Origin of the sequence: Chitinophaga parva (assembly GCF_003071345.1) — a bacterium.
GTDB lineage: Bacteria > Bacteroidota > Bacteroidia > Chitinophagales > Chitinophagaceae > Chitinophaga > Chitinophaga parva.
The window spans coordinates 1,077,717-1,099,249 of record NZ_QCYK01000003.1 but is presented as its reverse complement, the minus strand read 5'-3'; the positions used below and the strand labels follow the sequence as shown (position 1 = coordinate 1,099,249).

Genomic DNA, 21,533 nt, shown 5'->3' with positions numbered 1-21,533 from the left:
TTTGAAAAGAACCGCTTTGATAACAGCCTGCATGCTAACCTTTGGCAGCAGGCTGTTTGCACAGGAACTACAGGAGTATAAAGACAGCGTGGTGCTGGCCACCGCCCGCCTGCGCTGCACAGTAAACCTCCGCACCGGCACGGTCACTTACCGCTATGCCGGCGGCAGCTATTTGCAAAACACGGTAGCATACGTGGAAGACGTGCACGCCGGGATGCTGGCCAGCACGGACTTTGGTAACCACACTTACCAGCTGGACCAGGTGCGCGATGACCTGGGCACCGGCCTGAAACTAACATTGCAACACCGCGACGATCAACACCCGCTTTCCCTGGAGCAGCACATTACACTGTACCCCGAACTGGACTACCTGCTGCTCGATGTGGTAGCGCAGCAGCACGGTACCCGGCCGGTGGAAACCCGCAATATTTCCCCGCTGGCTGTAAGTAGCGCCCATGGCGGAACATACCAGGTAGCCGGCAGCCACCCCCGCATCCTGGACGTTCCTTTTGATAATGATAACTGGACAGACATCGTGGAACGCAACTGGGCCAGGCCTGGTTCCGGTACCAGTTATGAATTTGCAGCACTCTACGATCAGCAGACTTTCACCGGCATCGTAGCCGGCAGCGTGCAGCACGATACATGGAAAACAGGCATAGCTTATAATATGCAAAGTCTCCGCGGGGCAGGGCAGGGGAGCCACCTCCCCGGCGGCGGGGATTCCCTCATCATCTACGGTGGTGCCGCCACCGCCGACAATGACAAACTTCCGCCGAACTACGGTGGCAAAGACGGCACCCACGATGTAGTGCCCCATGGCACCCTGCAAGGCCTGCGCGTGCACTCCCCACTCATCTTCCTGGCTGGCGGCATGGACATGCGCGCCGCACTCACCGCTTATGGTAAACTAAACGCCCTCATTAATGGAAGCCAGTCCTGGAGCGGCCCTGCGCCGGTGTACTGGAACTCCTTTGGCGTGGAAGGGGTGCTTGGTTACGAAAAAGTAATGATGCCCCCCGGCGTCAGTAAGATCAGCGACTTCCTGCACAGCCTCACTAACGTGAACGCCTACTCGAAGCCTGTCATGAGCGTAGACTCTTACGACCAGCAGATCTACACCACGGAGCTGCTGGCTTCCCTGGGCCGGTATGCCGCCCACAACCACCAGCAGATGGGCTTCTACTTCACCCCCTTTGCCATGTGGACCTGGAAAAACAATATCAACACCCAAAAAGTGCCCGGCTCCGAATACCTTTTGAAAGACGTAGTGCTCCGCGATACGCACAATGAGCCCATCCTGTACAAGGCCGGCGATTTCTGCGCCTACGCCATGGACCCCACGCATCCCGCCATCCGTGCGCATGTGATCTCCCAGTTGCAGAAGGCAAAGGCCATTGGCGCCACTTTCCTGAAAATAGATTTTCTCACTGCCGGCGCCATGGAAACCACTTACCGGTACGATACCACGGTGCGCACCGGCATACAGGCCTACAACCAGGGCATGCGTATGCTGAAACACCTGGCAGATTCCATCCTGGGCCAGGATATTTTTATTACCCAGGCCATTTCGCCCATGTTCCCGCACCAGTATGCGCATACCCGCTTTATCTCTACAGACGTGTATTCCCACCTGCGCAATGACCAGCCGGGCTTCCCCAACTGGGGCAGCACGGAGGCTTCGCTGGCCAATGGATCGCACCTGGGCTGGGTGCAGGGTACGCTCTGGCCCTTTACGAACCTGGACGTGGCCATCATGAAAAATTTCCAGCATAATCCCGATCTTTCAGAACAGGAAATAAAAGTGAGATTGTACAGCATGATGGTAATGGGCAGCATCCTGGGCGATGGTTCTGACTACCGCAACCCGGTGGCTGCACAGCGTGCCCGCAGGTACCTGGACAACCCGGCACTGTGCGCCTTTTTTGCCCACCCGCACGCATTCACGCCCCTGCGGTTTGCAGATGGCGACAGCATGGACCAGCAAATGGTGTTTTACCTGCAGGACAGTGTGCCCAAACTGGCGTTATTCAACTTTGACCGGCAGCACGCTTTCCAGCAAACCTTCACCCGTGACTCACTGCACCTGGAAGCCGGCAAAGGATATGTGCTGCAGGATTTTCTCACCAATGCCACTATGGCTACGTTAGATAAAACACAAAATAATTTCACGCTGACCGCGAATGCTGCTGATGCAGTGCTGGTCAATATTGTACGCGCAGAAGATTAAAGGCTGATGAAGATCACGTATGAAAAATGGGGCATACACGATGGTAAGTCCGTGTACCTGTACACGCTGGCCAACAATGCCGGCGCCCGGGTACAGGTGACCAACTACGGGGCCACCCTGGTAGCGGTGCAACTGGCCGATGGAACGCACCAGGTGCTGGGCTTTGATACGTTGCAGGCCTACCTGGAAGACCGTGCCTACATGGGTAGTACCGTAGGCCCCGTGGCAAACAGGATAGGGGCGGCACGCTTTACCCTGGATGGACATACTTATCACCTGGAGGCCAATGATGGTGTAAACAACAATCACAGCGGCAGCGCCGGCGTGCATGCCAAAGTATTTGACAAGGAACTGCCGGAAGACGCGCTGGTACTGCATTACACTATGCCAAATGGCGATGGCGGATTTCCGGGGAATATACAGCTCACCGTGTATTATCAATGGGATGATAACAGCATGCTGCGCATCCGTTACGAAGCAGTGGCGGATAAAGCTGCTGTTGTGAACATCACCAACCACGCTTACTTCAATTTGTCCGGCGCGCACGGCAACGTGCAGGACCACGTGCTGCACATACCGGCCAGCCAGGTGCTGGAAACCAGCGCAGCCTATATTCCCACGGGAAAGGTGATCCCTGCACAAAGCAAATCATTTGAAGCACCGCAGTTGCTCCGCACGGGATTGAACGATTATTATATACTCGATAGTAAGCAACCGCTGAAACTGGCCGCCATACTGGAACACCCGGCATCCGGTCATAGTCTGGAAGTGCATACTACTTACCCGGGCCTGATGGTATATGCTGCGGATTATTTAGCCAGTAAGGCAGCGGGCATCCTGGGGGAACCCTATGCGGCATTTGGCGGCGTATGCCTGGAATGCCAGCACTACCCGGATGCGCCCAATCATGTTACGTTTCCGTCCATCACGCTAAAGGCAGGCCAGCGCTACCAGGAGCAGATCATTTATCATTTTAAAAATACGATGGTCAGATAATCCATCCATTCAAAAGTAACGTCCATTGTTTGCGGCGGGAATTTGCACCATTTTTAAACTCAGTAATGCAGACATCCAATACATACAACAACACCTATATTATAGGCATCTCATTTATATCCGCGCTGGGCGGGTACCTCTTTGGTTTTGACTTTGCCGTGATAGCCGGCGCGTTGCCTTTCCTGCGGGTACAGTTTGTGCTGGACCCGGTGTGGGAGGGCTTTCTCACCGGTACGCTGGCCCTTGGCTGCATAGCCGGCTGCCTCGTGGCAGGCCGCATTGCAGAAAGTTATGGCAGGCGCGCGGGCCTCATGCTGGCCGCGTTGATCTTTGCATTATCGTCCGTTGCCATTGCATTGGCACACAGCCTGGCCTTTTTTATGGCTATGCGGTTTATGGCCGGTATAGGTGTGGGCATGGCCTCCATGCTATGCCCCATGTACATTGCGGAGATCTCACCGGCGGAGGTGAGGGGGCGCAATGTGGCCATCAACCAGCTCACCGTAGTAATAGGCATCCTGGTCACAAACCTGGTGAACTACTTTTTAGCGAAAGAAGGCGCACAATCGTGGCGCTGGATGTTTGGCCTGGGCGCAGTGCCTTCCGCCATCTTTTTACTAGGTGTATTGTGGCTGCCGGAAAGCCCGCGCTGGCTCATCAAAGCCGGGCGGACGGGGGAGGCAGAAAAAGTATTACAACGCCTGGGCGCTGCTTCATTTGCGGCAGCTACCCATGCAGCCATTTCGCGCTCCATGGAAGGTGGTGCCGTGCCTTTTAAAGCGGTGTTTGGAAAAGGCGTACGGTCTGCCGTAGTGGTGGGCATTTTACTGGCGGTGTTCCAGCAACTGTGCGGCATCAACGTGGTATTCAATTATACGTCCACCATTTTTGAATCGGTAGGTGCCAACCTTGATCATCAGTTGATGGAGACCGTGGTGATAGGCCTGGTGAACCTGGTGTTTACCATACTGGCCATGTGGCAGGTGGATAAGCTGGGCCGCAGGCCCTTGATGCTGGTGGGTTCCATCGGGTTGTCCGTGCTGTATATCGTGCTGGCGTTCCTGCTGCAAAATCATGCAGGCGCCGGTTATGTGTCCATCTTCGTGATGCTGGCCATTGGCATGTATGCCATGTCGCTGGCGCCGGTTACCTGGGTGCTCATCGCAGAGATCTTCCCAAACAGGATCCGTGGCGCTGCATCTGCCGTGGCCACCATCTGTTTGTGGAGCGCCTATTTCGTGCTGGTATTTACCTTCCCGGTGCTGGCCCGCGCACTGGGTACTTATGGCCCTTTCTATATGTATGCCGGCATTTGCTTCCTGGGCTTCCTGTTTGTTAAAAGCAGGGTAAAGGAAACCAAGGGGCAAACCCTGGAAGCGCTGGAGGAACAGTTAATCAGACATTAAATCAATAGTTATGCGTGAAGCTAGTGTATCGGTTTGGCAGGAGCAGGTGATCATTCCCACCTACGGCACCGGCAAGCCGGACAAGAATCCTATGTTCTTTGAAAAACGGGTGTACCAGGGGAGCAGCGGCGTGGTGTATCCCAACCCTGTGATAGAAAAGATCTGTGACGAAAAAGCAGACAAGGCTTATACCGGTCTTTTCCTGGAAAATGAATACCTGAAGATCATGATACTGCCCGAACTGGGCGGGCGCATTCAAATGGCATACGACAAGATCCGCCAGCGCCATTTCATCTACTATAACCAGGTGATAAAACCCGCGCTGGTAGGGCTTACCGGGCCGTGGATCTCCGGCGGCATAGAATTTAACTGGCCCCAGCACCACCGGCCCAGCACCTTTGATCCCGTAGATTTTAAACTGGAGGAGCATGCAGACGGCAGCAAAACCGTGTGGGTGAATGAAGTGGAACGCATGTTCCATACCAAGGGCATGGTGGCCTTTACCCTGCACCCGGGCAAGGCTTACCTGGAGATCAATGCGCAGTTGTACAACCGTTCTGCATTGCCCCAAACCTTTCTCTGGTGGGCTAACCCGGCAGTGAAGGTGAATGATCATTATCAATCCGTATTCCCCCCGGACGTAAACGCCGTATTTGACCACGGTAAGCGCGACGTAGCTACGTTCCCCATTGCCACCGGCACTTATTACAAAGTGGATTACGCACCCGGCACCGACATCTCCCTGTATAAAAATATCCCGGTGCCTACGTCTTACATGGCTATCCGGTCCGACTATGATTTTGTAGGCGGCTATGAGCACGATACACAGGCGGGCCTGCTGCACGTGGCAAACCACCATGTGTCGCCTGGGAAGAAGCAATGGACCTGGGGCCACGGTGATTTTGGCCAGGCGTGGGACCGCAACCTCACGGATGAAGATGGTCCCTACATTGAATTGATGACCGGCGTATTTACCGACAACCAGCCGGACTTCTCCTGGCTGATGCCTTACGAGCAAAAATCCTTTACCCAATATTTCCTGCCTTACCGCGACCTGGGCGTGGTGAAAAATGCCAGCAAGGACATCCTGCTTTCCGTGCAGGGAAATGAAGACGGCATGCAACTGAAAGTATTTGGCACGTCCCTGCAAAAACAGGTGATGATCCAGGTGTACTACGATGGCAAACCGGTATACATGACGCACACAGACCTGAAACCGGAACACGTATTCATCCAGCAACTGCCCCTGGTGGGTACTTATGATGAGCAAAAGGTGGAAGTGTGCATCAGCAGTGAAACCCAGCTGCTGCTCCGCTATGCTCCCGCGGAGAACCGGCAGAACGAAATACCGGAACCGGCCAAACCCGCGCAAATGCCTGCTGAGATGGAGAGCACAGAACAGCTGTTCCTCACCGGCCAGCACCTGGAGCAGTACCGCCACGCCACGTACAGCCCCGTGCCGTATTACGAGGAAGCATTGCGCCGGGAGCCGGGTGATGCGCGCAACAACAACGCCTTGGGCGTATGGTACCTGAGAAGAGGCAAGTTTGCAGCAAGCGAAACTTATTTCCGTACCGCCATTGCCACCATTACCCGGCGCAATCCCAATCCTTACGACAGTGAGCCGTATTATAACCTGGGCCTCTGCCTACAGTTCCAGGGCCGCTATGCGGAAGCCTATGAAGCTTTCTATAAAGCCACCTGGAGCCGTGCGTGGAAAGATGCCGGTTATTTTTCCGTGGCCCAGCTGGACCTGCGGAACGGCGTATATGCGTCTGCGTTAGTACACGCACAGCAAAGCCTGGATCATAATGCCAATAACAGCAAGGCCTATGTATTAAAGGCCCTCGCCCTCCGCAAGCTGGGCCGCGCGGAAGAAGCACAGCAAACTGCGCAAGCGGCCTTGCAGCGAGATCCGTTCAACCTCGGCGCCTTGTATGAACTACAGGATACTGCCAGACTGAAAACACTGGCCCGCGGCGATGCACAGAACTATCTCGCTTATGCACTGGATTACGCAGCGGCAGGCGCCTTCCGGGAAGCCATTGGTTTACTGAGCCTGGCCTTGCAGGGCGCATCCACCAGCCCCATGGTGTACTACACACTGGCATGGCTATACGCCGCAACCAGCCAGCCGGATACCGCCCAACAATGGCTGCAGCAGGCCGCCTCCGCCGATCCTTACCTGTGCTTCCCTAACCGCCTGGAAGAAATTGCCGTGCTGGAATATGCCATAGCACACAACACTGCAGACGGCAATGCACCCTACTATCTCGGCAACCTGTTTTACGATAAACGCCAGTACAGCGATGCCGTGGCTTACTGGGAACTGTCGGCCGCCATTAACGGTGCTATGCCCACCGTGCACCGTAACCTGGGCATTGCTTACTTTAACAAGCAGCAGGATGCCGCCAAGGCATTGGCCAGTTATGAAAAGGCCTTTGCACTGGACCGCGGTGATGCACGTATACTCATGGAGCTGGATCAGCTGTACAAGCGCCTGGGCCGCAGTCCGCAGGAAAGATTACAATTCCTGGAAGCCCACCTGGGCACGGTGCTGCTGCGCGATGATCTGTACCTGGAGCGTGTAACTTTATACAACCTTATCCACGAACCAGCCATGGCACTGGAACTGCTGCTGCAGCGCAAGTTCCATCCCTGGGAAGGAGGGGAGGGCAAAGCCTCCGGCCAGTACGTGTATAGCCTTGTGCAGCTGGCCATTGCCGCCATCCGCCGCGGTGAGCCAACCCTCGCCGTGCAATGGCTGGAACAGGCGCAGCAATATCCCTACAGCCTGGGTGAGGGCAAGCTGTATGGCACCCAGGAAAATGATATCTTCTACTGGCTGGGCTGCGCTTATGAGGCGCTGCAACAACCGGAAACAGCGGCCAGCTATTTCCATAAGGCCACGGAAGGGCTCAGTGAGCCCACCGCCGCTATTTTCTATAACGACCAGCAGCCCGATAAGATCTGCTACCAGGGCCTGGCCTGGGAAAAACTGCACCAGCCGGCAAAGGCAAAGGCTATCTTTGAAAAACTGGTGGCTTATGGCAAGCAACACCTGCACGATACCGTGAGCATCGACTACTTTGCCGTATCCCTGCCAGACCTGCTGATCTTTGAAGACGACCTGCAACGCCGCAACCAGGTGCACTGCCATTACATTACAGGCCTGGGCCTCTGGGGCCTGCACGAGCCGGAAGCCGCGGTGGAAGCCTTCTCCCAGGCACTGGCGCTGGACGCAGCCCATGCCGGTGCATATGCGCACCTGGCCCTGGCCAAACACAATACCGGCGCAACTGTAGCATAATTTGACCTTTATTTTGCCATCTTGATTTTCCTGGTGGGTGTGAGTATGGTCATGAGATACAAGGAATTGCGCAAGGTAGAGAAAGACGGGGAAGCCTCCCAGGATGAGCGCCTGCGCAAAGAGCGGGAGGCATTCATGGCCCAGTGATGCATTTAACTAAAAAAGGTTAAAATCTGTGAAATGCGGGTAAAGCCAACATGCTATCTTAGGGCATGACCCGCTCACAACGTTGCTTATCCACGCTCTTACTGATCTTATGCAGTAGCCATGCTGCCATGGCGCAGCAGGCTTCCTTTCACTACACGGTGGCCATGCCGCACCCGGACAGCCACCACTTCCTGGTAACCCTGGACTGTAAGGGCCTGCCAGGCACTATCACCGACCTGAAAATGCCGGGATGGATGCCTGGCTATTACCAGCTGCTGGACTACGCCAGGAATGTAAGTGCCTTCAAAGCCACAGCTACAGGTGGCAAGCCCCTGGGCTGGGAGCACACCGGGGCAAACACCTGGCGCGTAGCCCATACGCCCGGGCAAAGCCTGCACATTACATACGAGGTGACAGCTGCCACCGCCTTTGTGGCCCAGCCCTGGCTGGACAGTACTCATGCCTACCTCTCACCGGCCGGTGTGTTCCTGTACGCAGCTGGTTATATTCGTATGCCCGTTACCGTTAGTATACTACCCGCACCGGGATGGAAAGATGTGGCCACCGGCCTGGAACCGGTGCCCGGCAGCGCGCACACCTTCCGTGCACCGGATTTTGATGTGTTGTTTGACAGTCCCATCCTGGCAGGCAACCTGGAATCCGCGCCCAGCTTTAAGGTAAATGGAGTGCCGCATTACTTCACCGGCTATCGCATGGGGCAGTTTAACAAGCAGCAGCTGTCAGACGATCTGCAAAAACTGATCACGGTAGCCACGGGCATCATTGGTGATATTCCCTACCAGCATTATACCTTCCTGGCCATAGGCCCCGGCCGTGGCGGCATAGAGCATCTCAATTCCAGCACCATCAGCTTCACCGGCGAAGGCCTGGAAACGCCAGGCGGGCGCCATCAGCTGCTGAGTTTTATCTCGCACGAATATTTCCACCATTATAACGTAAAACGCATCCGCCCCATCGCACTCGGCCCCTTTGACTACGACCGGGAAAACCGCACCAACATGCTGTGGGTATCGGAAGGGCTGACGGTATATTATGAATACATGATGATGAAGCGGGCAGGCCTCATGGATGCTACGGCGCTGCTGAAAGATTTTTCCGGCAACATTGCCGCGTATGAAACCCAGCCCGGCCACCTGTACCAAAGCCTGGCCCAGGCCAGCTGGGAAACCTGGAGCGACGGGCCTTTTGGCCGCAAGGGCGATACGGTGAACAAAACCATTTCTTATTACGAAAAAGGCCCTGCCGTGGGCCTGCTGCTGGACATGGCCATCCGCCACGCCACGCAGAATAAGAGATCACTGGACGATGTAATGCGCCTGCTGTACCGCAAATTTTACCAGCAGGCGCAGCGTGGATTCACGGATGATGAATTCCGCCAGGCGTGTGAAAGCACCGCGGGCGTGGCCCTGCCAGAGATCTTTGATTACGTGTATACCGTAAAAGAGCCGGACTATGCAAAGTACCTGGCTTACGGAGGATTGGGCATAGAAGCTGGTACGTTTAAAGTGTACCCGCTGGAAAAGGTAGACGCTTTACAATTGGCCATCCGTAAGCGCTGGCTGGGAGAGTAAAAGCGCCTGCCGGTCTACCGCACCTGTCCCAATGGCCGCAATACGAGATCGTTCACATTTACATTGCCGGGCGCGCCAATCGCGTACACCACCGCATCGGCAATCGCTTCTGCATCCATCTGCGGGGCGGGCGCCGGATTGTTGAGATACATTGCCTTTACCCGCGGGCTATTGATCCCTTCGCTTAACTCAGATACCGTGGCGCCGGGATAAATGGTGGTCACTTTGATATATTGCGCTACCTCCTGGCGCAAGGTATCCATGATGGCGCGCACGGCGTACTTGGTACCGCTGTATACCCCAATGCCAGGATTGGTACGGATGCCTGCAATGGATGATGTGGTAAGGATGTGCCCTGCCTTCCGCTCCAGCAGGTGGGGCAGCACCGCGTTAATGCCATACAGCACACCTTTGATATTCACGTCTATCATCTGGTCCCATTCCTCCACACGTCCTTCATCAAAAAAAGAAAGGGGCATAATGCCGGCATTGTTCCAGAATGCATCTATGTGCCCAAAATGCGTGATAGCGGTGGTTACCAGCGCATCAACGGACGGCCTGCTGGTTACATCTGTGGCTACGGCCAGGGCATTATTACCCAGTTCCTGCACCAGGGCCTCCAGGCGTTCTTTTCTACGGGCGGCCAGTACTACCCTGGCGCCTAGGCGTATCATTTTGCGGGCGGCTGCTTCGCCAATGCCGCTGCTGGCGCCGGTGATCACGATCACCTTGTCTTTGAGTTGTTCCATGGTAGGTAAATTATGCATCAAAGGTAGCATGAGTGGTCATTCCTGCCTTTACGCAGATCAAACCAATGCTTGATGGATTCAAACAATTTTGCCTACATTTAATGCACAAATCTCCCTACACCCAATCCCTTTTATTTATGATTAGACCCGCATATCCCCACCATGCCGGCTCCGCATCATTGATCTTATCTGCTTTTTTTTCCGGGATGGCGGCAACGCGCCAAATCCGATTCGGAAAAATCTCGTTATGCGCGGTGTAAAATGCGTCGCGCCTACATTCCCGCAAAAAAGCGCAGGCATTCCCATGCCCTGCGCTTTTTTATGCCCGTTCCAGTTTTTCCGTTTTCGCTTTCCATTTTTCCCGATCGCGTAAGCATTACACTTTTCGTGCGCCCTACCTTTACGCCAGTAACCGGAACGTATAAACGTTGTACGGAAGCATGCACCGGTTATTGACTGTTCAACAATTTTATCACCTATTCTGTACGTCATTTAAGATGAATGCTGTTAACAAAAGACACGGCGTGTTGCCCTCCGTGCTGGGCACACTATTGCTCCTGCTGATGCTATTGCCTGGTTTTGCACAGGTGAATACAATAAAAGGTATTATTTCCGGACAGGTGATCACCACCGATAATGCGCCCGCAGCTGGTGTGCTGGTGCGGCTTACGGGCACGGATAAAGTAACGGAGACCAACGATAACGGTTTTTACATGTTCAAAAACCTGCCCGGCGGCGCTTACCAGGTGGAGGTATACCTGATGGGGCACAAACCCATGATCCGCAACGTGCAGCTGGCAGACAATGCCAGGCAGTCCAACATCACGTTCCAGCTGGAAGTGTCTGATGCACAACTGGGCGAAGTAGTGGTGCGCTCCGGCGCCCGCTACAAAGTGGATCGCGTGTCTAACACCCTGCGCCTGCAAACGGCCATCAAAGACCTGCCGCAGAACATCCAGGTGATCAGCAAACAAACCCTGGCAGACCAGCAGGTGTTTGATGTGGTGGACGGCATGACCCGCAACGTAAGTGGGGTAACCCGCCAGGGGCACTGGGACAACCAGTATGCAAATATCCGCATGCGCGGCTCCAAGATCCCGGCATTCCGCAACGGGATGAATATTGAAGCCAGCTGGGGCCCTACCGCGGAAGATGCTGCGATGATAGAAAACATTGAATTTGTAAAAGGCCCCGCGGGTTTTATGCTGGCCGCCGGTGAACCGGGTGGCTTCTATAACGTGGTGACCAAAAAGCCTACCGGCGTAAACCGCCAGGCCGTGAGCATGAGCATGGGCAGCTTCAGTACTTACCGCGGCACGGTGGACCTGGACGGGAAACTGAGCAAAGACGGGCGCCTGCTGTACCGTCTCAACGCTGCTGCCCAGCAAAAGGATTACTTTACCAAGTACAATTTCAATAACCGTGTGATGATAGACCCGGTATTGAAATACCTGATAGACGACAAGACCTCCGTAACATTTGAATACACCTACCAGGCCATTAAATACCTGGCAAACGGCAACTATTCTTTCTCCAAAAAAGGCCTGGCAGACCCGGATGTGAACAACAGCTTCTTTTACGGCGACCCTTCTGTGCCTGCCGGCAAGATCCGCGACCACAGCGTGTATGTATACCTGGACCACCAGTTCAGTGACCGCTGGAAGGCGCATGCACAGGTGGCCTATTTTAATTTTGGCATGCGGTCCGGCAGCATCTGGCCTTCCAGCCTGGACTCTGCCGGCAACATGCAGCGCGCTTACAGCATTGGGGATGAAGCAGGCGAAAACCGCTTTGCACAATTCTCGGTGAGCGGAGAAGAAAGGACCGGTGCCATCCGTCACCGTATCCTGTTTGGGGCCGACTTTGGCAACAAAAAGTTCTGGGGCGATTTCCGGCAGCTCACCTCCAGCCTCAATTTTGCCGGTGGCCGCGTGTTCAATATCTATAATCCCGTTTACGGATTGCCCATGGATTCCGTTCCGCGGATAGACCGCTCCGTAGATATCCGCACCCGTGCAGGAGCTACCGCCTACGCTACTGTAACAGAGTATGGCTCAGCCTACGCACAGGATGAACTGGCCTTCTTTGAAGACAAACTGCGCCTGTCACTGGGACTGCGCTTTACCTATGCGGAAACAGTGGGTAAAACAAAGACTGCTGATATACAGGACCAGGTATGGTCGCCCCGTGTTGGGCTGAGTTACGCTATCAACCAGGAGACCGCTGTATACGCCCTGTATGATCAGTCCTTTGTGCCCCAATCCGGCACCGACTTCTTTGGCAATGCGTTCAAACCAGTGAAAGGTAATGACCTGGAAGCAGGTGTAAAGCGGGACTGGTTCAAGGGTTCCTGGACCACCAGCGCCAGCGTATACCGCATTAACCGCGTAAATGCATTGACACCGGATACCGATCCCACCCACGTGAATGGAACTACCACCTACCAGGTGCAGCTGGGTGCCACTCAAAGCAAGGGCGTGGAACTGGATATCAATGGCGAGATCGTGAAAGGCCTGAACCTGGTGGCTAACTATGCGTATACAGATTCCAAGATCACGAAAGAATCGCCCGGCCAGCCCACCAAGATCGTGGGCAATGTAACCGCCGGCACAGCCAATCATATTGCCAACGGCTGGCTCAGTTACCGCTTCCAAAAGGGCGCGCTGCATGGGCTTGGGCTGAATGGAGGGGTGCAATACCAGGGCCGCCGTTATACCGGCACTACCACCACGCCTAACATGCCGGACTACTTCCGCGCAGATGGTGGCATCTCTTACCAACGCAATAAATTTGGTATAAACCTGCTGGTGAATAACCTGCTGAACCACCAGCGCCTGCTCACCGCAGCGTCCCTGGATACCAATCCCAAATCCACTGCTTCTTTCTACAGCTACATCGTAGAGCCGCGCCGCAATTTGCGGATGACCGTGATGTATAATTTCTAAACCAGCTTATGGCATTGCACACCACTACTATTGCCGCCAGGAAGGCAAAAGGCAAGTCCCTGCTGCGCCGCGCAAACGACTGGCTGCACCTGTGGCTGGGGCTCATTTCCGGCGTCATTGTTTTCATTGTGAGCATCACCGGTTGCATCTGGGCATTCCAGAAAGAGATCAGTGAATGGGCCCAGCCTTACCAGTTTGTAAAAACAGAGGAACGGGCTTACCTGCCGCCATCAGCCTTGCAGCAAATAGCCGCGCGGCACCAGTTTGGCGACCAGGCAGGCAAGCCCGGCAAAACCATTACCGGTGTGCAATATCCCGGGAAGGGCAAAGCCGCCATTGCTACCTACCGCGATAAAAAGACCGGTTACATGATGGTGTACATGAGCCCCTACACCGGTGAGATCTTAAAAGTAAAAGCGCTGGAAAAGGATTTCTTCCGCTTCATTTTAGCGGGCCATTACAACCTGTGGCTGCCCCGCGAAACTGGCCAGCCCATTGTATGCTGGAGCATTGGCATCTTTATTATCCTGCTCATCACCGGCCTGGTAATGTGGTGGCCTAAGAATTTGAAGAAGGCAAACGTGGACAAGAGTTTTAAGATCAGGTGGAAAGCGTCCTTTAAAAGAGTGAACTATGACCTGCACAATGTACTGGGCTTTTACGCGCTGCTGGGTGGGCTTATTCTCGGCATCACAGGTATTTACTTCGGTTTTAAATGGGTACCCAAAGCCATTTACTGGACGGCCTCCGGCGGTAAAACCCTGCCAGACCTGCGTGCACGCAGGTTTTCCGACAGTACCCATATTCCTGCACAGGCCCTGTTGTTTTCCGCGGAGGATAGCCTCTGGGCGGCCCTGAACCGGGGTTATAAAAATGAAGGCAGCCTGTCCATTCAGTTTGCGCAGAAAAAAGGCGACGCCATTTCTATTTCCTATAACCCGGGAGATGGCACGTACTATAAAAACTACACCCGCTTCTATGACCGCTACACGCTGCAGGAGCTGAAAGGCAAAAGCCCTTTCAACAAACCATATGAAGATGCCACTGCCGCGGAAATGCTCATCCGCATGAATTTTGACGTCCATGTAGGCGCCATTGGGGGCATTACGGGCAAGATCATTGCTTTTCTCATCAGCCTCGTATGCGCCAGCCTGCCCATTACCGGCTTCCTGGTATGGTGGGGCAAGCGAAGTAAAAAAACAATGCCGGTAAAGCGCCCTGTCATGGCGCAGGTGGTTTGAACAGCGCTATAACAGTGCGGTGATAAAATAAAAGGGAAGACCGCGTGCTGCGGTCTTCCCTTTTGCTTAGTTTGTTCTTTGGCGGCTGTTAAATAGCGATTGCGGCCACTGCTTTCGGCAATGCGGTTTCCGCGCCACCCGGCATGCTCACACCTTCCACGCGGTAAGTAGTAACATCCGTCATGCCCAGGAAACCCAGTACGGCACGCAGGTAAGGTTCTGTAAAGTCAAAGCCTTTCATGGGCCCGTCAGAATATACACCGCCGGAGGAGATGGCCAGGTATACTTTTTTACCGGTAACCAGGCCTACAGGACCATCCGCCGTGTAGCTGAAGGTTTGGCCTGCACGGCAAATGTGATCTATCCACGCTTTCAGGGTGGATGGAATGGTGAAGTTGTACATGGGCACATCGATCACGATGGCGTCTGCGCTTTTAAGTTCTGCTACAGCAGCTTCTGAATGTTTCACCGCTTCCAGGAGGGCTGCGGAGCGCTCTTCCGCCGGTGTAAAGAAAGAGGTAATATGCACTTCCTCCATGTGGGGAAATTGAGAGGTCACCAGGTTATGGGTGATCACTTCCGCGCCGGCATGCGCTGCCTGCAGTTTTTCCACGATGGCATTGCCCAGTTTATGGCTGAAAGATTGTGCGCCGCGGGAGCTGGATACGAGATGTAATATCTTCATGGTACAAAATTTTCGCACAAAGCTATTTATCTTTGATCCCGCTACCACGGCGCTTTCCAGCCGGAAAGCACTATCCTTCGTGATACCGTTGGTGCTATCCTTTGGGATACTGCCATTAAAAAAAGATAACTGCCCATGCTTAAAACAGACCTCGACCAGCTTAAAACCGATCCACATGCACAGGAGCGCTGCACAGGCCTTATGCTGCCCGTGAAAGATGCCCTGGAAGTACTCCATGGCCGGTGGAAATTGCCCATCATCGTGTCCCTTACATTTGGGCCCAAACGTTTTAAAGAGATTGTGAAAGAAGTGGGCATTACGGACAAGGTGCTGGCCAAGGAGCTGAGGGATATGGAGGCCCACCGGCTCGTTACCCGCACGGAGATATCCACTTTCCCGCTTACCGTGGAGTATGCGATCACCCCGCACGGATGCAGCCTCCATGGCCTCATTGGCGCCCTGGCGGAATGGGGCATTACCCATCGCAAGAAAATACTGGAACAGTAAAGCCGCAGCCTTATCTTTGGTGCCTATGCAAACAAAAACGGTACTCCTGCTGGGTGCAAATTCCGATGTGGCCAAAGCCGCCATCCTCCAGTACAATGCGCTGGGGTACCGGGTACTGGCAGCCTCCCGCAGTACGGATGCCCTGCACGATTTTGTAGCGGCAAAGGTGATGCAAAAGGAATGGGTGGACGTGCTGTATTTTGACGCAACAGATTTTAACAGCCATGCCGCCTTTTATGCGGCCCTGCCGGAAAAGCCCCACGTCGTGGTGTACGCGGCGGGTTTCCTGCAGCACAACGAAGCCGCCCTGCGTGATTTTGCCGGTGCCCTGCAAATGATGCAGGTGCACTATGCAGGTGCCGTATCCATCCTCAACATCGTGGCCATGGATACACAGAATACAAGGCTGGAGCGCATTGTGGGGCTTTCCTCCCTTTCCGGGGTGAGGGGCCGCAGGAGCAATTTTATTTACGGCAGCACCAAGGCTGCTTTTACACAATACCTGGCCGGCCTGCGCCAGTACCTGTTTTCCCGAAAGGTTACCGTAAATGTGATCGTGGCGGGCTACATCCGCAGTAAAATGACCGCGGGACTGGGCCTCCCGGAAAGCCTGATGCTGGAACCTGCTTTTATTGCCCGCGCCGTAGTGCGGCCTGCACACCGGTTCACCATTGTGCCCGGCTTTAAATGGAAGCTGATCTACACTGCGCTGAAATGGATGCCCGAGCAACTGGTGGCCCGCCTGCCTTAATATTTTCTCAGTCGTAAAAAATGCTACAACAGATGATCAAAGCCTACCTGCTTTATGCCGACGCTGATGGACATTCCCATGTAAAGACCGGCCGGATCCAGACCGATATTTTTATCAACGCTGATAAGATCTATTTCCGTGAAACACCTGCCCACGGTGCTTTTGAATGGCATAATGCGCCCACCACCCAGTACGTGCTTACCCTGGATGGTGTGCTGGAATTTGTGACCAGCACCGGTGACCAATTCACCCTGCGCCCCGGCGATGTGCTGGTGGCTACCGATACCAGTGGCAAAGGCCATCAATGGCAACTGGTGGGCGATGCTCCCTGGAAGCGCGTGTATGTTACTTTCGCCGCGGGTACTGATCCTCACTTCCTGGAGGATTAAGGAATGGGTTGCCTGGAATTTTACGCTACAGAATTGCGTCAAAATCCGCTGCTAGTTTTAGGCATGCTAATGACGGATGCTTCTCTTTATGATATAGGAACGTATGTCTGCGATTTGTTTGCCGCTAATAACCGGCCTTTCCTGCTTTACCACAACGCCGCCCACACTACAGACGTAGTGTTGCATGCCATTGAAATAGGCGCATTTTACAAGCTGAGTGATACCGATAATTTTATGCTGCTGGCAGCCGCCTGGTTTCATGATACCGGCCACCTGTTTGCAGATCTTGCCACGCACGAACAGGAGAGTGTGCGCCTCATGCGGGCCTATTTTGCGGAGCATCCCATTCCCGCGGCTAACATAGAGATCATAGCCGGTTGCATCATGGCCACCAAATTGCCCGCCGAGCCACAAACCCTATTGCAACAGATCATTTGCGATGCAGATACCTACCACCTGGGCAGCGATGAATTCTGGAAAATGGACCCGCTGGTGAAAGCTGAAATGGAAGCGCGTTTTGGCAAGCCCATTGAACACTGGAAAGAAAAAACCTATGCCTTCCTGCAAAGCCACCATTACTTCACTACCTACGCGCAGGAAAGATTAGCGCCTGTGAAACAGGCGCACATGCGCACGCTAATGCCCTAGAGCTGATGCACGAAGCTGAGCCCCACGCTGCCATTATTATAGTAAGGTAGCGCCATGCTGCGCGCCAGTTGCGGCTTTTCGCCTATCAACCGCTTTACTTTCGGGTACAGCCAGTAGGCAAGGTCGGTAGAAAGAATACCTACGCCGGCCCCCGCCACTACATCACTTAACCAGTGTTTATTGTTGTACAGGCGCAGGTAACCCGTGGCCGTAGCCGCGGCATACCCGGCCACGCCGTACCAGATAGACTGGTCCGCGTATTCCTTGCGCATAAACTCAGCGGCAGCAAAGGCCGTAGCCGTGTGCCCGGAAGGGAAGGAGTACTGGTCAGAGTGGTCAGGGCGCCACTCGTGGGTAAGGTCTTTAGTGGCAAACACCGTACTGGCCATGATCACGGTAGACATCCCATAAATGAGGCTGCGGTCCACAAAATCGTGTTTTCCTTTTACCCCAAAAGCATTCAGCGCATACACGGCCACCGCCGGTGACCATTGCAGGTAATTATCAATGTGCAGTTTATTGTGGGGATGCTCCTGTGATACTTCCCATTTCACATGTTCGTTCAGGTCTTCCAGCCCGTCGCTATGCAGGGAAACGGCCCCATAAGTAATGGCGGCTGCGGGCAATACCCAGAGGGTAGGTGCTATCTTCTGGAAGGCGGTTGGCGTAGTGGTGCTATCCGTAGTTTGTGCGTGTAAACCAATGCCGGGTGCAAGCAGGGCCAGCAGGGATAAAGTCAGCTTATTCATGCAGTTGTAGGTGGTGCGGCACTCAAGCTATAAAGGGATTCTGTGGTAAATATGAAGCGTAGGTTGCTACACGGCGGAGGATCCGGGCAGTGGCTGGTCATTCACGGACAATGGGTTTGTAGTTTTCCATCAGGCAAAGGTATGCCATGACGGCGTGTATTTTTCGCTGTTCCAGGTGGCAATTTTTGCAATGGCAGATCCGTTGGATCTATTTTTCATGGATGAGCTTGCGGAGCCCACCTGCGCCCTGCCTGGTAAAAAGGCGGGCGCCCATAAGCGCCCATCCTTACTGCAGGAAAGTATGCACGATGGCCGCTGTGATGGCCGGCCAGGGATGCTGCGTGCCCGGTGCCTCCATCTCACCGATCATTACGCCATGGCCGCCCGGCAGTACCGCAAGTTGTCCATGGGGAATGGTTTGCGCTATTTCCTGGGTGTGCGCTACGGACACTACATCCTTATCACCTACCAGCAGCAATACCGGCATCTGTATACTCTGCAGCAGGGTATCCGGCCAGTCTTCAAAGTGCAGCATGCGGTCCCGGTCTTTTTCAAACATAGCCTGTAGCCCTTGCTGGCTGGGCGTTACCGCCAGGAAGGCCTTTTGCAGCGGCTCCGGCATATGAGCCAGGGTAGCCTGCGCCATGCCCTCAAAAAAGCCGTGGGGGAAAGCCGCCCTTTTGGTAGCGCCGGCAATGGAGATCACCCGCTTTACTTTTTCCGGGTGGCGGATGGCCAGTTGCAGCGCGGTGCTGCCGCCATTGCTGAAACCCAGTACATGTACGGCGCCCAGTTGCAGGTATTGGATGAAAGCCGCCACATCATCCGCATCCTGTGTAAAGGATTCCGGTGCATCCCGGTCAGTAGTACGGCCATGGGCCTGTAGTTCCACGGCGATCACCGTACCCTGTAAGTGCGGGATGAAGTGCGCAAAACTGCTCTGGATGGTAGAGCCGCCGCCATGCAGGAGCAGGAGCGGGGTGCCGCCATCGCCGTAGATCTCGTAATACATTTGTATGCCATTCACGGGCGCATGGCCGCTGGCGGAAGGAGTGGCCATATTATTGCATTTTTTTAAGGTAAGCGTCCAGTTTAACAACGTTCTGTTTCAGGCCTTCGTCTGCCTTGTAGGTCTTCACCACCTGGATAAATTCTTCGCGCGACTGGAAGAGCATATGCCATTGCAGCAGGGTTTGTTCGCCTTGCGCTTCAAAGGTGATGGTAGCGGTGAAGATGGGCGACGAAGTATGCTGGTACACGATCTTCTCCAGCGGGATGATCTCGCTGAACACGCTTTCGTTGCGGTAGTCCGTACCATCCGGTCCGTGCAGCACCAGGTGCCAGTCACCGCCGGGGCGCATATCCATTTTGGTGATGGTGCAGGTAAAGCCATCGGGGCCCCACCAGTTGGCAATATGCTCCGGCTGCGTCCAGGCTTCCCATACCAGTGCTACCGGGGCATTGAACAGGCGGGAAACGCGCAATTCCCGGTCTTGGGTGCTACTTTTTTGACTTTCCATATTTTGCTTTTTTGAGTTGTTCAAGGTAAGTTTCCAGTTTGTCCAGCTTGCGTTCATAGTGCTGGCGGTATTGCTCCACCCAGGAAGCCACTTCGCTGAGCTGGTCCAGTTGCGCTTCGCAAAAACGGTCGCGCCCCTGCCGGTGGATCACGATGAGGCCACAGTCTTCCAGGATCTTCACGTGCAGGGAAATGGCCTGCCGGGTCACGGTAAAATGTTCCGCGATGGTATTTACATTCTGAGGCCCCGCTGCAATCATGCCAATGATAGCCCGGCGGGTGGGGTCTGCAATAGCCTGGTATACGTCACGTCTGGCTTTCATAATATGCAAGTAATTACTTGCGAATATATGTGCAAGTATTTACTTGCGCAAATTATTTTTTTGAGCGGCACCGGCTATCGCGTGCAAAAAGGCCGCTGTACATCATTTGCACAGCGGCCGGCGAAGCGGCCACCATCCTCGCCAGATGGGTGCCACCCATGTTAGCGCAGGGAGCCGGGCGCACCGCCGCCAGGGTAGCATCGTCATCGTTCCGTGCGCCGGCGAAGTGCGCGGGCAGCAGGTCGTTGTCGTCTTTGGCTGCGGTAGTGCCGAGGCCAGAAATGCGCTGTTTGACGGGTAATTGGATTGGGGGTAGGTGATAATAAATTGCTTTTTGTACGGTCCAAACAGGCAAAAAAACAGGCCTTCAAGATAATATTTAGCTAATTTAGGGGAGCACATACCACGTAACAAGTAGCTAACTTAGTATCACCTTTAACCTCACCATTTTATGCGTTGTACCCTTTCCATGTCTGTGCTTGCCCTGGCATTGGCCACAGGCCGGCCCTCCATCGCGCAACACCGGGTAGATAAACTTTGGGAAACAGACAGCGTGCTGGCCATCCCCGAATCCGTGCTGCCCCAACGGGAATGCCTATACGTTTCCCTGATAGACGGAGGCGCCTGGGCGGCGGACCATAAAGGCGGCGTGGCCCGGCTGGACCATCACGGCAAGGTGCTGAGCGATACCTGGATCACCGGCCTGGATGCCCCGAAAGGGCTGGCCCGTTATGGAAACCTGCTGTACGTGGCGGATCTTTCCAACGTGGTGGTGATCGATATTCCGGCAAACAGGATTGATCATAAAATACCGGTACCCGGCGCCAAGGGGCTTAATGATATTACGGTGGCCAATGATGGTACCGTGTATGTAACAGATACGCAGCAGTCCAATGTATTTAAGATTCAAGAAGAAAAGCCCTCGCTATATGCGGACAGCCTTAAAGGCGTGAACGGCATTAAGGCGGTGGGCAAACTGGTATACATCCTCACCGGTGATGGCATGTACGTATCTGACGCGCCGCATAAGGTGAGAAAGCTTTGTGACCTGGAGCATGGAGGCGATGGCATAGAACCCGTTGGCAACGGCGATTTCCTGGTGACATCCTGGGGCGGATGGCTGTATTATGTAAATGCCGCAGGCGACAAACAATTGTTACTGGATACCCATGAGACCAATCATAAAACCGCGGATATTGGTTATGACCCCGAAACGAAAACAGTGTATGTGCCTACTTTTTTGGGAAGATCTGTGGCAGCATACCGGTTGTCGGCTGACCATGGCCAGTAATTTTTTTCGTGATGCCGGCATCGTGGTGCCTTTCCGCCGGCACGATGTGTATGTG

At 54.4% G+C, this 21,533-nt stretch carries 18 protein-coding genes; 12 read left to right on the top strand and 6 right to left on the bottom strand.

What is annotated here, in order from left to right; genetic code table 11:
* Positions 1 to 31: 31 nt before the first annotated feature.
* The 5 genes from DCC81_RS23635 (at position 32) to DCC81_RS23615 (ending at position 9,681) form a co-directional block, all read left to right on the top strand.
* Positions 32 to 2,230, top strand: coding sequence for an alpha-amylase family protein (locus DCC81_RS23635; protein WP_240613060.1), 2,199 nt, complete (start codon positions 32 to 34; stop codon positions 2,228 to 2,230).
* 6 nt (positions 2,231 to 2,236) lie between these two features.
* Positions 2,237 to 3,226 carry an aldose epimerase family protein gene (locus DCC81_RS23630; RefSeq protein ID WP_108689155.1) on the top strand — a complete coding sequence of 330 codons (990 nt, stop codon included), beginning with the start codon at positions 2,237 to 2,239 and terminating at the stop codon, positions 3,224 to 3,226.
* Positions 3,227 to 3,291: 65 nt separating this feature from the next.
* On the top strand, positions 3,292 to 4,632 hold the full coding sequence (locus DCC81_RS23625) for a sugar porter family MFS transporter (protein WP_108689153.1): 1,341 nt from the start codon (positions 3,292 to 3,294) through the stop codon (positions 4,630 to 4,632).
* 10 nt (positions 4,633 to 4,642) lie between these two features.
* Positions 4,643 to 7,942 (top strand): DUF5107 domain-containing protein, encoded by a 3,300-nt coding sequence (locus DCC81_RS23620; protein ID WP_108689150.1) that lies wholly within the window; start codon positions 4,643 to 4,645, stop codon positions 7,940 to 7,942.
* Between the two features lie 212 nt (positions 7,943 to 8,154).
* Entirely contained in the window at positions 8,155 to 9,681 is a 1,527-nt protein-coding gene (locus tag DCC81_RS23615; protein WP_108689148.1) for a M61 family metallopeptidase, read from the top strand.
* Between the two features lie 14 nt (positions 9,682 to 9,695).
* Here the strand turns inward: DCC81_RS23615 and DCC81_RS23610 are convergent, their stop codons facing one another.
* Entirely contained in the window at positions 9,696 to 10,430 is a 735-nt protein-coding gene (locus tag DCC81_RS23610) for an SDR family oxidoreductase (RefSeq protein WP_108689146.1), read from the bottom strand.
* Positions 10,431 to 10,927: 497 nt separating this feature from the next.
* On the opposite strand from DCC81_RS23610, the gene DCC81_RS23600 reads away from it, so the two are divergent.
* Positions 10,928 to 13,375, top strand: coding sequence for a TonB-dependent receptor (locus DCC81_RS23600; RefSeq protein ID WP_240613059.1), 2,448 nt, complete (start codon positions 10,928 to 10,930; stop codon positions 13,373 to 13,375).
* A gap of 8 nt (positions 13,376 to 13,383) precedes the next feature.
* A complete protein-coding gene (locus DCC81_RS23595; RefSeq protein WP_108689142.1) occupies positions 13,384 to 14,616 on the top strand; it encodes a PepSY-associated TM helix domain-containing protein in 1,233 nt (410 codons plus the stop codon).
* An 88-nt stretch (positions 14,617 to 14,704) separates the two neighbouring features.
* Here DCC81_RS23595 and DCC81_RS23590 read toward each other — a convergent pair whose 3' ends face one another.
* On the bottom strand, positions 14,705 to 15,301 hold the full coding sequence (locus tag DCC81_RS23590) for an FMN-dependent NADH-azoreductase (protein ID WP_108689140.1): 597 nt from the start codon (positions 15,299 to 15,301) through the stop codon (positions 14,705 to 14,707).
* Positions 15,302 to 15,436: 135 nt separating this feature from the next.
* On the opposite strand from DCC81_RS23590, the gene DCC81_RS23585 reads away from it, so the two are divergent.
* From DCC81_RS23585 to DCC81_RS23570, 4 genes are all read left to right on the top strand, one after another.
* Positions 15,437 to 15,808 (top strand): winged helix-turn-helix transcriptional regulator, encoded by a 372-nt coding sequence (locus DCC81_RS23585; RefSeq protein WP_108689137.1) that lies wholly within the window; start codon positions 15,437 to 15,439, stop codon positions 15,806 to 15,808.
* Between the two features lie 25 nt (positions 15,809 to 15,833).
* Complete coding sequence (locus DCC81_RS23580) at positions 15,834 to 16,559, top strand: SDR family NAD(P)-dependent oxidoreductase (protein ID WP_108689135.1); 726 nt, start codon at positions 15,834 to 15,836, stop codon at positions 16,557 to 16,559.
* 32 nt (positions 16,560 to 16,591) lie between these two features.
* The gene (locus tag DCC81_RS23575) at positions 16,592 to 16,948 is read left to right on the top strand and encodes a cupin domain-containing protein (RefSeq protein ID WP_108689133.1); all 357 of its coding nucleotides are present in this window, start codon (positions 16,592 to 16,594) and stop codon (positions 16,946 to 16,948) included.
* Between the two features lie 69 nt (positions 16,949 to 17,017).
* Positions 17,018 to 17,596, top strand: coding sequence for an HD domain-containing protein (locus DCC81_RS23570; protein WP_165806717.1), 579 nt, complete (start codon positions 17,018 to 17,020; stop codon positions 17,594 to 17,596).
* Here the strand turns inward: DCC81_RS23570 and DCC81_RS23565 are convergent.
* From DCC81_RS23565 to DCC81_RS23550, 4 genes are all read right to left on the bottom strand, one after another.
* Positions 17,593 to 18,345 carry a phosphatase PAP2 family protein gene (locus DCC81_RS23565; RefSeq protein WP_108689129.1) on the bottom strand — a complete coding sequence of 251 codons (753 nt, stop codon included), beginning with the start codon at positions 18,343 to 18,345 and terminating at the stop codon, positions 17,593 to 17,595. The two genes, DCC81_RS23570 and DCC81_RS23565, sit on opposite strands and share 4 nt — an antisense overlap.
* Positions 18,346 to 18,631: 286 nt before the next feature.
* On the bottom strand, positions 18,632 to 19,405 hold the full coding sequence (locus DCC81_RS23560; RefSeq protein ID WP_108689127.1) for an alpha/beta fold hydrolase: 774 nt from the start codon (positions 19,403 to 19,405) through the stop codon (positions 18,632 to 18,634).
* Position 19,406: 1 nt separating this feature from the next.
* The gene (locus DCC81_RS23555; RefSeq protein WP_108689125.1) at positions 19,407 to 19,865 is read right to left on the bottom strand and encodes an SRPBCC family protein; all 459 of its coding nucleotides are present in this window, start codon (positions 19,863 to 19,865) and stop codon (positions 19,407 to 19,409) included.
* Positions 19,846 to 20,187 carry an ArsR/SmtB family transcription factor gene (locus tag DCC81_RS23550; protein WP_108689122.1) on the bottom strand — a complete coding sequence of 114 codons (342 nt, stop codon included), beginning with the start codon at positions 20,185 to 20,187 and terminating at the stop codon, positions 19,846 to 19,848. Before DCC81_RS23550 ends, DCC81_RS23555 begins: the two co-directional genes overlap by 20 nt.
* A 451-nt stretch (positions 20,188 to 20,638) precedes the next feature.
* On the opposite strand from DCC81_RS23550, the gene DCC81_RS23540 reads away from it, so the two are divergent.
* Entirely contained in the window at positions 20,639 to 21,478 is an 840-nt protein-coding gene (locus DCC81_RS23540) for an SMP-30/gluconolactonase/LRE family protein (protein ID WP_240613058.1), read from the top strand.
* Positions 21,479 to 21,533: the final 55 nt, after the last annotated feature.